We start from the raw sequence: 12,517 nt of genomic DNA on the forward strand, positions 1-12,517 counted from the left end.
ACAGTCTGGCATAAACATATAGGGTGTTGTATATCCCTCTAATGGATACATAGGTGCATTCCCATGCGCAAACGGATGATAAGGGGAATTCGCAGATTGTTGTCCTTGTAGTTGGCTATAGTCGGATACGTGTCCAGCCGCAGGCAAACCATATGGAGGTCCTCCCCATGCCTGGCTCCATTGACTGCTCTGGACTGTACTCTCTGAATACTGCGGCGGATGCCCTTGATGGATAAATGGAGGATAGACAGGATAGGATGCATTTTCAGACGCTTCATGGCTCGGATAATATCCGGGGGCGCAGCAATCTGAATAGACAGGATAAGGTGTTGGATAGGCATTTATAATTGGTGTCTGCACAGGCCCCCAGCACCATGGATGCTCACAGTCATGATGATAGCCCTGATCAGAAACTACAGTAGGAGAGGCATATTCTGCTAAGGAGGTATTTATAGGCGCTTGAGGAGACCCAATCCCCGGATACCACGAGTTCGGCATTGCATTTATTTGTGGGCTATAATCAGATGTCGGCTGTTGTATCGACCACTCGGAATTTACCATCGACTCCGATTTTGTGCAGCCGCAAAACTTTTCAGTTACAGGTTGCTTCACAACAGTTGTAGGAAGCTGTGGCTTAGATGCAATCGGTTGGGTAACTATAGGTTGCATTTGAGGTGGAGCAGGTGGTGTAACTATGGGCTGCATTTGAGGTGGAGCGGGATTTACGGGTGCCATAGGGACTTCAGGCAGTTTTAATTCAGGAAGCTTAGGAGGATTCACTGTTTCTTTCGGCTGTGTCATCTCCTCTTTAGGGCTAGGCATATTCTCCGGCTCAGGCTGTGTCATCTCTGCCTTGGGCTGGGTAAGTTCTTGCTTAGTGGGGGATTCAGGTTTAGGCTGTGTCATCTCTTCTTTGACTGCGGTATTTTTTTTATTCTCAGTAAAATCAGAATTCTCTTCTTTGTAGTGTGGAATATTAACTGTTTCTCCAACCAGTAGTGCGTTCGGGTTTTTAAGCTGGGAATTGGCATCAATAATTAGCTTGAGCGGTACATTCCACGCCTTAGACAACTTCCACAATGAGTCTCCTTGCTTAACCTTGTGTTGATATACCGTTGACGGCTGTGTTTCCATCGTGACAGGCTCTGTTGGAATTTTAATTTTCTCGCCGATACTCAACTGATTAGGGTCTGCCAATTGGGGATTGGCGGCAATAACTTTCTCCAGCGTCACATTATACTTCTGTGCCAGCAAGTACAGAGTGTCACCTTTTTTGACGATGTGTATTTTCACAGGTCACAAACCTCCTAGACTTTCGTTCGGGCGGGATAAACGCCCGGCTTCTGTTATTACATCCTATGCACCTCCCGGGCGAATGACCCCATACAAACAAAAAAATCCTTTTAACTGAATACTCTCGCGAGCATTCAATTAAAAGGATTCGGTTTTATTTTAGTCCTGCCACACTTTGTAGCCATCCTGATCCACGATCTTCCGGAACTCAGCCAGGAGCTCCAAAGTTACTGGGCCAGCAACGCCAGAGCCGATCGTACGACCATCCACTTCATAAGCTGCAATAACTTCTGCCGCAGTTCCTGTAAAAAACACCTCGTCCGCAACATATACATCATGCAGTGTAAAAGGTTGTTCCTTAAGGGAATACCCAAGCTTAGCACACAAATCGATAATAGCGTTACGAGTGATCCCTTCAAGCGCCCCCAAATAGCAAGGAGGTGTATACAACACTCCGTTTTTGACAATGAAAATGTTGTCTGCAGAGCCCTCCGTCACATACCCTTGGGAATTGAGCATAATAGCCTCACCTACACCAGCATAGTTAGACTGGATCTTCACGAGGATATTGTTGAGATAGTTCAATGATTTAATCTTCGGATTCAAAGCATCCGGGATGTTGCGACGCTGAGAGACAGAAATTGTCTTCAGGCCAGTCAAGTAAGCTTCTTCCGGGTAAATGGCGAGCTGCTCCACGATAATGATGACACTCGCCTTCGCACAACGAAGAGGATCTAAACCTAGATTTCCTGCACCTCGGGATACAATCAGACGGATATATCCGTTACGCATTTCGTTAAGACGAATCGTTTCAGCCATTGCTTCCAACATTTCATCAGGAGACAACGGAATGTTTAACTGAATGGATTTCGCAGAATCATACAGACGCTCCAAGTGCTCCTTACATTTAAAAATATTCCCGTTATAGATACGAATGCCCTCAAATATACCGTCTCCGTACAAGAATCCATGATCATATACGGAAACCTTTGCGTTTTCCTTAGTCACATGCTGCCCATCCAGATAGATCCATTGTTCTGCCATTAAAACCACACCTCCGATTAATGTTCCTTTAAAATAGGTTCGATCGCTGCTTCAACATACTTGTAGCTTGGATAAGAGCCAAGAACACGTACATGGCACCCCAAAGCCTCGATCTCTGCAAAGGCTGCCGGAAGTAGCACGGAATGCAGAGATTCCAAAACTTCAATGTAAAAATAGTAATTCCCCAATTGCTTTTTGGTCGGACGCGATTCAATACGGGACAGATTTAACCTGCGCCATGCAAATGCGGATAAAACCTGATGCAGCGCTCCCGGGAAATCCTGCGGCGGCGTGACCAAAATACTGGTTCGCTGACCTTCAGGCGTACCCGGGAGACTTATAGGTTGATGACCGATCAAGACAAAGCGGGTAAAGTTGTTATCGTGATCCGTCACTTTGCTGGCCAAAATATCCAATCCGTGTTTGGCAGCCGCAAGCTTGGTTCCGAGAGCGGTCCAGCCTTTACCGGGGTTATGTTTAACAATTTCGACAGCTTCCGCCGTACTTCCTGCACTCTCCAACTCGGCCTGAGGAGCGGAAGCCTGTATGAATTCTTTACACTGGGGAAGCGCCACAGGATGAGACATAATTTTGACCACTTTGCTCAAATCTAGCTTGTCCAAATCCTTCGTAAATTCACTGCGATGACCAATAAGATTTTGAATTGAAGGATATACCCATTCCGCCTGCATTTGAATGTCTACTTCATGTACAAGCCAATCCATATGCAAACTTACAGAGCCATCAATCGTATTTTCAATGGGAATTACACTATAGTCTGCCTGACCCTTGTCTACTGCCTGAAATACGTCCGCGATATGTTTGTAAAAAAGTAATTCATGGGACGTATCTCCTAACAAATACTTAATCGCTTCATGAGAAACAGTCCCCTCAGGAAGAAGTGCAATTCGTTTCATATCGTAAGTTCCCCTTTAATCATATCCATAAAAGGGAGAGTATTCCCTTCTGTATATACTTTAACTCCTTCATCCTCAGGGCGCAATTTTAAAACAGAAGCAGTGATCCCCTCTTTGTTCATGGTATCCGTTAAATACTGCTCCAGCTCTGCTTTCCGATTTTCCCGCCGATCTGTCAATACCAGCAACGTTGGTCCAGCCCCACTTAGAGCCACACCCAAAGCACCATAATGGTGCGCATCCTGCAAGATCTCTGTCATACCTGGCACAAGTGCCGCGCGGTAAGGCTGATGAAGCTGATCACGCATCGCTTCAGCGATTAAGTCGGTTCGCCCTGATGCCAATGCTGCTACCAGCATGGAAGCATGACTTATATTATATACAGCATCCTTCAATGATACTTGTGCGGGTAGAACCTCTCTGGCTTTCGACGTGGACAGCTGAAAATCTGGAATAACTACCATAACCTCCAGATTGGTATCCGGTTCAAGTCGTAAATGCCTAGCACGCTCACCGTCCCACATCGCTGTAATAATACCGCCAAACAGAGAAGCTCCAACATTATCCGGATGTTTTTCAATGGCGCTTGCCATATCGAACAACTTGGAATCCGGTAGAGGCGAGCCAATCAACGTATTTGCAGCGACCAAGGCGCCCACAATGGCAGAAGCACTGCTGCCCAAACCACGAGTGAGTGGAATATCTGAGTACATCGAAATATCGAGCTCAGGAACTGATACACCTGCTTCCCGAAAAACCATTTGTGCTACCTTGAAAATCAGATTAGTTTTATCTTGGGGAACACCATTCATTTCATCTCCGTATAAATGAAAAGCCGTCTGTTCGGCCTCCTTCATTTCAATCCATGCATATAAGGACAATGCCATGCCCAATGTATCAAAGCCCGGACCCAAGTTGGCCGTACTCGCAGGCACACGCACTCTTGCTGTTTTTAAAACGGTCATACAGACAATTCCTCCTGCTTTTATTGACTATCCCTCTACTCGATATACGCTCTTGATCCGACGGATGACGTCCAAAGTTTCAAAATGCTCCAAAACCTTTTTCATACTTGCTTTACTGGCTAAATGAGTCACGATAATAATTTCAGCATCGGGGTTAACCTCATTCGGTTGCTGCACAACAGATGCCAGACTGACATCAAATTCAGCAAATACTTGCGTAATCCGTGCCAACACCCCTGCTTTATCATCCACATGCAGAAGCACGAAGTTTTTGAAATACACATCTTCGTCGTTACTAATTTTTTTAGGGTTGTAAGGAACGATGGCTTTAAGCCCATTGACACCAAGTTTGAGATTTTTCACTACAGCAACTAAATCGGCTACAACTGATGTTGCCGTCGGCATTTCACCTGCACCCGCACCATAAAACATGGTTTCACCCACTGCTTCACCATGCACATACACCGCGTTGAATACCCCGTTCACCGAAGCCAATGGATGTTGCTTGCGTACCATGGTCGGCTGAACATTAATCGTAAATTCATCACACTGGCGCTCTGCAATGCCTAGCAATTTCATTTCATATCCTAGTTTTTTAGCAAAAGCAATATCTTCACTGGTTACCTTTGAAATGCCGCTGACACTTACATCCTTGAGCTCTACATTAGAGCGGAAACCCAGCGTGCCGAGAATTGCCATTTTACGGGCTGCATCCAGTCCTTCCACATCTGAGGTCGGATCGGATTCAGCATACCCAAGCTCCTGCGCTTCCTTGAGAACTTCCTCGTACGAGGCCCCTTCCTGACTCATTTTGGTTAAAATAAAGTTTGTCGTACCGTTCACAATCCCCATAATGCGGGTAATGCGGTCGGAGGAGAAACCTTCAATTAATGTACGAATGATCGGGATACCACCTGCTACACTCGCTTCATAAAAAATATCACACTGCTTTTCCTGCGCCTTTGCTAATACTTCAGAACCGTGCAAAGCCATTAAGTCCTTATTTGCCGTTACGATGTGTTTACCCCGCTCCAGCGCTTCAAGAATGTACTCCTTCGTCTGATCAACGCCGCCCATGACTTCGATAATTACATCAATTTCAGGGTCCCGAATAACTTCCCATGGGTCCTCAGTAAGTTTGCTCGTCTCCACTTCAATGGAACGATATTTTTCTATGTTTTTTACAGCTATTTTTTCAATGATGATCGGTGAACCGACTTGTCTGCTCAAGTCTTCCTGATTGCCTTCTACGATTCGAACGACCCCCGTTCCTACCGTCCCCAAACCTAACAATCCTACTTTGACCGGTTTCATCCATTCCCCTCCTGATAACTTTTATCTAATGAACTGTATTGCCTTAACCTTGCCCAATCAGGCGAACACGTTTGACTCCAGAGATATCTTCCAAGCCCTCCAGTAGAACACCCAACTCTTCACTGAGTCTGGACATTTCTACCGAGATGACTACGTTGGCTCTGCCTTGCAGTGGAATACTTTGCTGGATCGTCAGCACATTGCCTCCGAAATCTGCCACTCTGCCAAGTACCCTGGACAACATTCCGGATTGATGTTCCAAATCAATAGAGATATTAACAATTCGCTCACGCTCCAGCTGGTTAACCAAATGTATGCCATCCTTATATTTATAAAAGGCGCTTCGGCTTAGCCCAACTTGCTCCACGGCATCATGCACGGTTTTAACATCTCCTGAAGCCAGCAGCAGTTTCACCTGTATGGTCTTAACAATAGCTTCAGGCAAAATATCTTCCCGTACCAAGTAATAGCGCTCTTTCAAGAACGTCCTCTCCTCAAAGACTTATGTTTTTGTATAGAGGACATTATATCGAAACTCATGAAAATCGGCAAGCAAACAATGCAAAAAACGGCTACTGCCTTCTATAGAGTTTCCTATAGTACAGTAACCGTTCAGGTTTTAGACCTTTATTTGAAATTTAGTAGTAGCTGCTGCCTTCAACAAATTCGAACTCGAAATCAGCAATGCGTACAGATGTACCATCTTTGGCGCCACGCTTGCGTAACTCAGCATCCACACCCATGTGGCGTAACGTTCTTGCTAATTTCAAAATGGCATCATGCGAGTTCAACTGCATGCGCTTCATCATGCGCTCAATTTTAGGGCTCTGCACCACGAATGTATCGTTTTCACGTACAATTGTAAAGCCCTCGTCTTCTGCTGTATCCAGCTTAAATACCTTACGTTCATTAACTTCTGCTACTTCCTCAACAACCGGCTCGTCCGGTATTTGATCCAGCAAATCAGCAGCCCGGTAGAGCAGTTCCTTCACACCTTGACGTGTCAGTGAGGAAATAGGCATGATTTCAAGATCAGGACGTATAGAAGCAATCTGCTCTTTGAAGTGAGCCAGGTTTTCTTCAGCTTCCGGCATATCCATTTTATTGGCCGCCACAATTTGCGGACGCTCAGCCAATGCTGCATTATATTGCTTCAATTCGTCATTAATTTTAGTCCAATCTTCAAACGGGTCACGTCCTTCGGAGCCCGCCATATCCACAACATGGATAATAATACGCGTCCGCTCAATGTGCCGTAGAAATTCATGTCCCAGCCCAATACCTTCATGAGCTCCTTCAATTAAACCAGGCAAATCCGCCATCACAAAGTTACGATGATCACCCACATCTACAACACCCAAATTTGGAGTAATCGTTGTAAAGTGGTATGCCCCAATTTTCGGTTTCGCGGAAGATACAACCGACAACAAGGTAGACTTTCCTACACTAGGGAATCCGACCAAACCTACGTCAGCCATCACTTTTAACTCAAGCGTGATATAACGTTCTTGTCCCTCTGCGCCGTTCTCAGCCAACTCAGGCGCTGGATTACTCGGCGTAGCAAAACGGATGTTCCCGCGTCCTCCGCGTCCTCCTTTAGCTACGACGACTTGTTGACCATGACGTGTCATATCTGCTACTACTTCACCAGTATCATCATCTATGATGACCGTTCCCGGTGGTATACGTACGATCATGTGCTCCGCATTGGCTCCGTGTTGACTTTTGTTACGACCTTTCACTCCACGCTGGGCTTTAAAATGTCGTTGGTACCGAAAATCCATCAAGGTACGCAAACCTTCATCTACACGGAAAATTACATCTCCACCGTTCCCTCCGTCACCACCACCTGGGCCACCTTCAGGAACGTATTTCTCACGACGAAACGCAATTAATCCGTCTCCGCCGTCTCCGCCTTTAACAAAAATCTTCGCTTTATCTACAAACATGGTTACACCTTCCTTATGTCTGGCACTGCATCCGAATTTGAAACATTTCGCCCGTAGGGAGCTTCTCTGTTCGAATGCGTTCACTTCCGGGTACGGATCTGACCCGCTTAAGGATATTCAAATCCGCAGGTATGTCACTTCCTTCAAAACGGACGATAACATCATTCTGATCCATACCGAAATAAAGTGTCAATCTGCGCACTTCTCCCCAGGACGACCGGCCCCCGCCATATTGATACGCACGCACCGTTTCTATGACGGCCGAGGCAAGCGACTCGCCGTCTTCGGGAGACATGACAGCGTCTAACTTTAACTGCTCCTCAACCTGTACCGACAACTGTAAATTACCGGCGTTCACGCGAAAAGACTGTAAATAAAACACCAGTGAGGGAATACCCAACTTAGATATTTTACTGTCTTCCGCCACGCGCCCTTTTATTGTTTCCACATAAGCAACAGATTTATCATGCTTATTCATGCGAATATATCCATAAAGCACCTGCAAGTCATTCATCCAGTCATGCCGATGATGGTTAAGCATTGCAATCGCTGTACGCTCAAAAGAACGCAAAGCAGCTTTCCGCTCATACTCAACCTGTCTATTCGTATACCACATACCAAAACATGCAGCAACTACAGACCATACTGCTAATAAGATAATCGTTAATACTTCGGGATAGAGCAGTGAAAAAACCAAAGGAATCAGAATGGAACCCAACGCCAGATAAGGCGCTCTTATCCGCTGGAACATGGCTTCTCTCCGTTCTGCGATAATTAAATGGATTATTAAAGAACCTTAATCCAGTATAGCACAGACTAACTTTCCAGTTCATTACCATCATGCAAAAAAGCCTCCGACAAAAGTGCCGGAGGCTTTTCAGCGTGTCTAAGCCGCTATTAAGCTTCTACAGTAGCTGCTACTGGAGCAACGTCGATCGGGTAGATGCTCACCTTTTTGCGATCACGGCCCCAACGTTCGAACTTCACAACGCCGTCCACTTTCGCGAACAGGGTGTCGTCCTTACCGATGCCCACGTTCGTGCCCGGGTGAATTTTCGTTCCGCGTTGACGAACCAGGATGCTACCGCCGGTAACTGCTTGACCGTCAGCACGTTTCACTCCAAGACGTTTCGATTTACTGTCACGTCCGTTTTTTGTGGAACCTACACCTTTTTTCGATGCGAATAATTGAAGATCCAATGTCAATTTCAACATGATGTCTACCTCCTTCTTTGATTATTTTCTATTTGAATATACTTACCGTATGATTCAGCAATGCTTGTCAGCATAATCACCATGGACTCCAGCAACAGTTGAACCTGTGCGTTCGCATCATGATAACTTTCAGGAGAAAGATACGCGCTTAAAAAGCCGTTTTCCATTTCCGTTTCCATCTCAACGTCCGTAAGAGCTCCAATCGAATTGACAGTTCCTACTGTTACCGCCGAAACGCCAGCACATACGATATCCTCGCCAGATTTAGCGAAATTTGCATGTCCTTTAACGGAAAACCCCTGTATGCTGCCATCCTCCAGTCGTGTAATACGCACGATAATCACTTATCGCACCCTCTTACGCTTGGATTTTTTCAATCGTCACTTTCGTGTACGGTTGACGATGACCTTGCTTCACATGGTAGTTCTTTTTAGGTTTGTATTTGTATACGATGACCTTTTGACCTTGACCATGCTTCTCAACTTTAGCTGTTACAGAAGCTCCAGAAAGAAGCGGTGTACCTGCTGTCAAGCCATTGTCGCCGGACACTGCCAGAACACGATCGAACGTTACAGTTTCACCATCATTAGCTTCCAACTTCTCGATGAACAATACGTCGCCCTCTTGAACTTTGTATTGCTTACCACCTGTTTCGATAATTGCGTACATTTGCTTGCACCTCCTTATGTCTCAGACTCGCCTAATAGCAGGTGGCAGATTCCCTTAGGATACTGCACTTCAGTACCTGATTGGAGCGGTTACAGCATGTGCAGCCAATCTTACGCATCACACATACTAAATGATTGTAGCACAAGCTTTATACACATTCAACCTTTAGTTTTAAAATGATTTTGGGTTACGCATCGCTCTACACGAGCGTCTTTTCTTCACGCACTTTTTTGCGGGTCATTTCCAGCAAACCTAACCGCGTCCAACCGACAACATAAGATTTGGTCCGATCCTTCTTCAATCTTGCTTCCAGCACAGAGGATACTTCCCGACGGTTCTCCTCTTGTTCCATGTCAATAAAATCAATGATGATGATACCACCAATATCACGCACACGTACCAGGCGGGCAATCTCTTCAGCTGCTTCAATGTTAGTCCGGGTTACCGTTTCTTCCAGATTACTGCCTCCCGTAAACTTCCCGGTATTCACATCAATGACGGTTAGTGCCTCCGTATGATCAATGACAATGTATCCACCGCCCTGCAGCCATACCTTTCGCGCAAAATCGCGTTCCAGCTGCTCATGAATGCCATAAGCTTTAAAAATCGTTTCTTCTGCACCACGAAATATACTTACATGAGCTTTCGCAGGACCAATCTGTTGCAGCATGATTTCTGCATCCTTTGCTTGCTCTTCACTGTCAATAACCAGTTCATCCTGTTCAGGTGTAAACACATCCCGAATCAATCGCTGAACAATACTTAAATCCCGGTGTAATTCGCACGGAGCCGAGTGTTCACCAGCTTTACGCTGAATAGCCGCCCACTGCTTACGTAGTTGATTCAGATCATTTTCAATCGCCTCTATACTCATGTCCTCCGAAACGGTACGGATTATGAGTCCTTCCTCACTTGTGCGTAGCTGCTCTCCCATTGCTTTCAAACGGGTGCGCTCGCCCTCACGTTCGATCTTCTTGGATACGGCCACATAATCAGCACGGGGCATATATACGATCCAGCGACCCGGAAGTGAAAAATGAGTGGTGACCCTGGCTCCTTTGCTACCAACTGCCTCTTTTAATACCTGTACTACAATTTCCTGCCCCACCTTTAACACTTCAGAAATGGATGGCTTTACCTCCGGCTGCTTGTCCAAATGAGCGTGAAGTACGTCATCTACGTACAAAAAGGCATTCTTTCGCTGTCCAATGTCAACAAAGGCGGCTTGCATACCTGGTAGCACATTGACCACCCTCGCTTTGAAAAAAGAACCTAGAATCCCCCGTTTTCGCGGTAGTTCAGCCGCATATTCAACCAATCGTCCCTCTTCCAACAGCGCCATTTGGGTCATCTGCTGCTGGCATTGTACAATCATTTGCTTCATGGTTTTTCAACCTCTCTGGATACAGCCTCTTTCTTACTCATAAAACATTATTTAGGCTTGGGTTCTCCACCATCTGGCGGGCGTGTCGCAAAATAAGAGCGAATAAGGCGTTGCTCCGGCAGTACGGCTACAATTCGTCCCTGTTCATTCATAACATAAACCATATGATACCGATCTCTTCTGAAAAGACGCAAAATAGGCTCCAAATGTTTCATTGGCAGGGATACAATAGGTAAGGCAATACTTCCCTTAGCTATTTCGCGGTAAAAAAGCTCGTCCCTCCCCAGCAAAAACCGTATAAAACGGTAAGGGATATTCCGATAATCCACAATATTAGAATAAAGCAAAAAAATCCCTACCGCCAGCAGATTTAAATGCATAGGCCCATTTTGCCTTAACAACGGTGAAATACCATACATACAAAATAGCAGACTCGTTACGATACTGGCCCTAAAGGTCCACACTAATGTGCGGTGATAAGAAAAGGATAAACTAATCATTGCCTGCAATATTTTCCCACCATCAAGTGGTAAAATGGGCAGCAAATTAAACAGTGCAATAACTGCATTCCCCTGAATTATATAATTTACATAATCATACTCCGGTCCACTCACATTTTTGAACCATAAAAGGATGATGATCATGATTCCGTTTTGCAGGGGCCCCGCTAGCGCAATGACAATCTCCTTCCACGCATTGAGCTTCCCCTGATCCTCAATGACCGCAACTCCTCCAAAGGGTAACATCTGTATGGAAAGCACCCGCGCGCCTAACAACGAAGCAGCTGTCGCATGACCTAGCTCATGAATAAACACCAATGTAAATAAAGTGATGATCTCGATAAAATGTCCCGTTATTATGGAGGTCAGCATAACCAATACAAACAGTGGATGTAGTGATAAGGTCACCCCTCGGACATTAATCAAGGGCTACCACTTCCGACGGGTCAATGTAGTGATCCCCTCTCTGAACTGCCAAAAATAAAGTTGCCGCCTCGCTGCCGCTGCGACTTGCTGGCAGTACACCGATCTCATCTCCCTCCTGAACCCAGTCGTTCACTTTTAAGGTAGAGCGGGAAAGCCTCCCGTAAGTTGCTGTGATACCGCCAGTGTGTCGAACTGTAACCGAAATCCCGCTTTTGGGATGATTTAATATGTCTAATACTCGTCCTGCATCTATACTTTTAACAACGATTGGCCCGTTGTCAGTGACATTCGGCGTAATTTCTACCCCTTTCAGGCTCAGTACAAAAGGCTGTGTTATAGTGCCTTCGATCGGTGGAGAGCCCTTTCGATTTGCGGCTACCTTGTGCGTTTCATGCTCCTCGCCAAAAATCGGCAAAAAGGAAGGAGCTCCGTCAAAATAAGTTTCATACCATTGTCCGACGGCTGCAAAATCCATATCCTTATTCAAGGCATCCGCAATAAACATTCTCAAATTCACTGCATAAGGAATATCCCAACGAAACATTCCCCATACCATTCCAAATAACACCGTTGCTATGACTGATCTTCGCCAAAAGGAAGTCCAAAAAGACGGAGCACGATTCGCCCCAAAAGATTGCTGCCAGTGTTGCCGCTCATTTTTCCACTCCGTTTCTGGGTCTCTGGGCGAGTCGGCACTGACTATAGGCATCGACCTCATATCTTTATCCCCGTGCCTGTACTGATATATGCCAGAGGGATACGTCTCCGCTTTGCTTCCCGCGATTAGCTGCTGTATACGTTCTTCTCTGCGCTGCTTGATTCCGGAATTTTTATTCATCCT

The 12,517-nt window shown here is 45.7% G+C and carries 14 protein-coding genes and 1 other annotated feature (1 of these 15 running past the window's edge); all 14 genes read right to left on the reverse strand.

What is annotated here, in order from left to right:
• A protein-coding gene (locus NSS94_RS18610; protein ID WP_341039878.1) for a LysM peptidoglycan-binding domain-containing protein crosses the window boundary here: on the reverse strand, positions 1 to 1,293 show its 5' portion. 306 nt of this gene lie to the left of the window's left edge; only the first 1,293 of its 1,599 coding nucleotides appear in the window; its start codon is at positions 1,291 to 1,293; its stop codon lies beyond the left edge, outside the window.
• Positions 1,294 to 1,452: 159 nt separating this feature from the next.
• Positions 1,453 to 2,337, reverse strand: coding sequence for a branched-chain-amino-acid transaminase (gene ilvE, locus NSS94_RS18615; protein WP_029518432.1), 885 nt, complete (start codon positions 2,335 to 2,337; stop codon positions 1,453 to 1,455).
• Between the two features lie 17 nt (positions 2,338 to 2,354).
• A complete protein-coding gene (gene pheA, locus NSS94_RS18620; RefSeq protein ID WP_029518431.1) occupies positions 2,355 to 3,254 on the reverse strand; it encodes a prephenate dehydratase in 900 nt (299 codons plus the stop codon).
• Positions 3,251 to 4,219, reverse strand: a complete 969-nt coding sequence (thrB, locus tag NSS94_RS18625; RefSeq protein WP_341039879.1) for a homoserine kinase — start codon at positions 4,217 to 4,219, stop codon at positions 3,251 to 3,253. The genes pheA and thrB overlap by 4 nt, the downstream gene beginning before the upstream one ends.
• Before the next feature lie 27 nt (positions 4,220 to 4,246).
• A complete protein-coding gene (locus tag NSS94_RS18630) occupies positions 4,247 to 5,533 on the reverse strand; it encodes a homoserine dehydrogenase (RefSeq protein ID WP_341039880.1) in 1,287 nt (428 codons plus the stop codon).
• Between the two features lie 43 nt (positions 5,534 to 5,576).
• Positions 5,577 to 6,014 (reverse strand): ACT domain-containing protein, encoded by a 438-nt coding sequence (locus NSS94_RS18635; RefSeq protein WP_013311587.1) that lies wholly within the window; start codon positions 6,012 to 6,014, stop codon positions 5,577 to 5,579.
• A gap of 157 nt (positions 6,015 to 6,171) precedes the next feature.
• The gene (gene obgE / locus NSS94_RS18640) at positions 6,172 to 7,482 is read right to left on the reverse strand and encodes a GTPase ObgE (RefSeq protein WP_039272573.1); all 1,311 of its coding nucleotides are present in this window, start codon (positions 7,480 to 7,482) and stop codon (positions 6,172 to 6,174) included.
• Between the two features lie 13 nt (positions 7,483 to 7,495).
• Positions 7,496 to 8,233, reverse strand: a complete 738-nt coding sequence (locus NSS94_RS18645) for a Spo0B domain-containing protein (RefSeq protein WP_029518427.1) — start codon at positions 8,231 to 8,233, stop codon at positions 7,496 to 7,498.
• Between the two features lie 146 nt (positions 8,234 to 8,379).
• On the reverse strand, positions 8,380 to 8,697 hold the full coding sequence (gene rpmA, locus NSS94_RS18650; RefSeq protein WP_039272574.1) for a 50S ribosomal protein L27: 318 nt from the start codon (positions 8,695 to 8,697) through the stop codon (positions 8,380 to 8,382).
• Between the two features lie 5 nt (positions 8,698 to 8,702).
• Positions 8,703 to 9,041, reverse strand: coding sequence for a ribosomal-processing cysteine protease Prp (locus NSS94_RS18655; protein WP_013311591.1), 339 nt, complete (start codon positions 9,039 to 9,041; stop codon positions 8,703 to 8,705).
• Positions 9,042 to 9,054: 13 nt separating this feature from the next.
• Positions 9,055 to 9,366 (reverse strand): 50S ribosomal protein L21, encoded by a 312-nt coding sequence (gene rplU, locus NSS94_RS18660; protein WP_013311592.1) that lies wholly within the window; start codon positions 9,364 to 9,366, stop codon positions 9,055 to 9,057.
• Positions 9,367 to 9,379: 13 nt separating this feature from the next.
• Positions 9,380 to 9,467 (reverse strand) — a sequence feature (ribosomal protein L21 leader region).
• Positions 9,468 to 9,565: 98 nt separating this feature from the next.
• Positions 9,566 to 10,750, reverse strand: coding sequence for an Rne/Rng family ribonuclease (locus NSS94_RS18665; RefSeq protein WP_029518425.1), 1,185 nt, complete (start codon positions 10,748 to 10,750; stop codon positions 9,566 to 9,568).
• A 47-nt stretch (positions 10,751 to 10,797) separates the two neighbouring features.
• Positions 10,798 to 11,676 (reverse strand): M50 family metallopeptidase, encoded by an 879-nt coding sequence (locus NSS94_RS18670; RefSeq protein WP_029518424.1) that lies wholly within the window; start codon positions 11,674 to 11,676, stop codon positions 10,798 to 10,800.
• Complete coding sequence (locus NSS94_RS18675) at positions 11,669 to 12,514, reverse strand: peptidoglycan DD-metalloendopeptidase family protein (protein WP_029518423.1); 846 nt, start codon at positions 12,512 to 12,514, stop codon at positions 11,669 to 11,671. The genes NSS94_RS18670 and NSS94_RS18675 overlap by 8 nt, the downstream gene beginning before the upstream one ends.
• Positions 12,515 to 12,517 lie beyond the last annotated feature (3 nt).

This window comes from Paenibacillus sp. FSL L8-0644 (genome assembly GCF_038008165.1).
Lineage (GTDB): Bacteria > Bacillota > Bacilli > Paenibacillales > Paenibacillaceae > Paenibacillus > Paenibacillus polymyxa_D.

Coding starts and splice junctions, on each gene's coding strand:
- ilvE (WP_029518432.1), bottom strand. CDS start 2,337: ATGGCAGAACAATGGATCTATCTGGATGGGCAGCATGTGACTAAGGAA.
- pheA (WP_029518431.1), bottom strand. CDS start 3,254: ATGAAACGAATTGCACTTCTTCCTGAGGGGACTGTTTCTCATGAAGCG.
- thrB (WP_341039879.1), bottom strand. CDS start 4,219: ATGACCGTTTTAAAAACAGCAAGAGTGCGTGTGCCTGCGAGTACGGCC.
- NSS94_RS18630 (WP_341039880.1), bottom strand. CDS start 5,533: ATGAAACCGGTCAAAGTAGGATTGTTAGGTTTGGGGACGGTAGGAACG.
- obgE (WP_039272573.1), bottom strand. CDS start 7,482: ATGTTTGTAGATAAAGCGAAGATTTTTGTTAAAGGCGGAGACGGCGGA.
- NSS94_RS18645 (WP_029518427.1), bottom strand. CDS start 8,233: ATGTTCCAGCGGATAAGAGCGCCTTATCTGGCGTTGGGTTCCATTCTG.
- rpmA (WP_039272574.1), bottom strand. CDS start 8,697: ATGTTGAAATTGACATTGGATCTTCAATTATTCGCATCGAAAAAAGGT.
- rplU (WP_013311592.1), bottom strand. CDS start 9,366: ATGTACGCAATTATCGAAACAGGTGGTAAGCAATACAAAGTTCAAGAG.
- NSS94_RS18665 (WP_029518425.1), bottom strand. CDS start 10,750: ATGAAGCAAATGATTGTACAATGCCAGCAGCAGATGACCCAAATGGCG.
- NSS94_RS18675 (WP_029518423.1), bottom strand. CDS start 12,514: ATGAATAAAAATTCCGGAATCAAGCAGCGCAGAGAAGAACGTATACAG.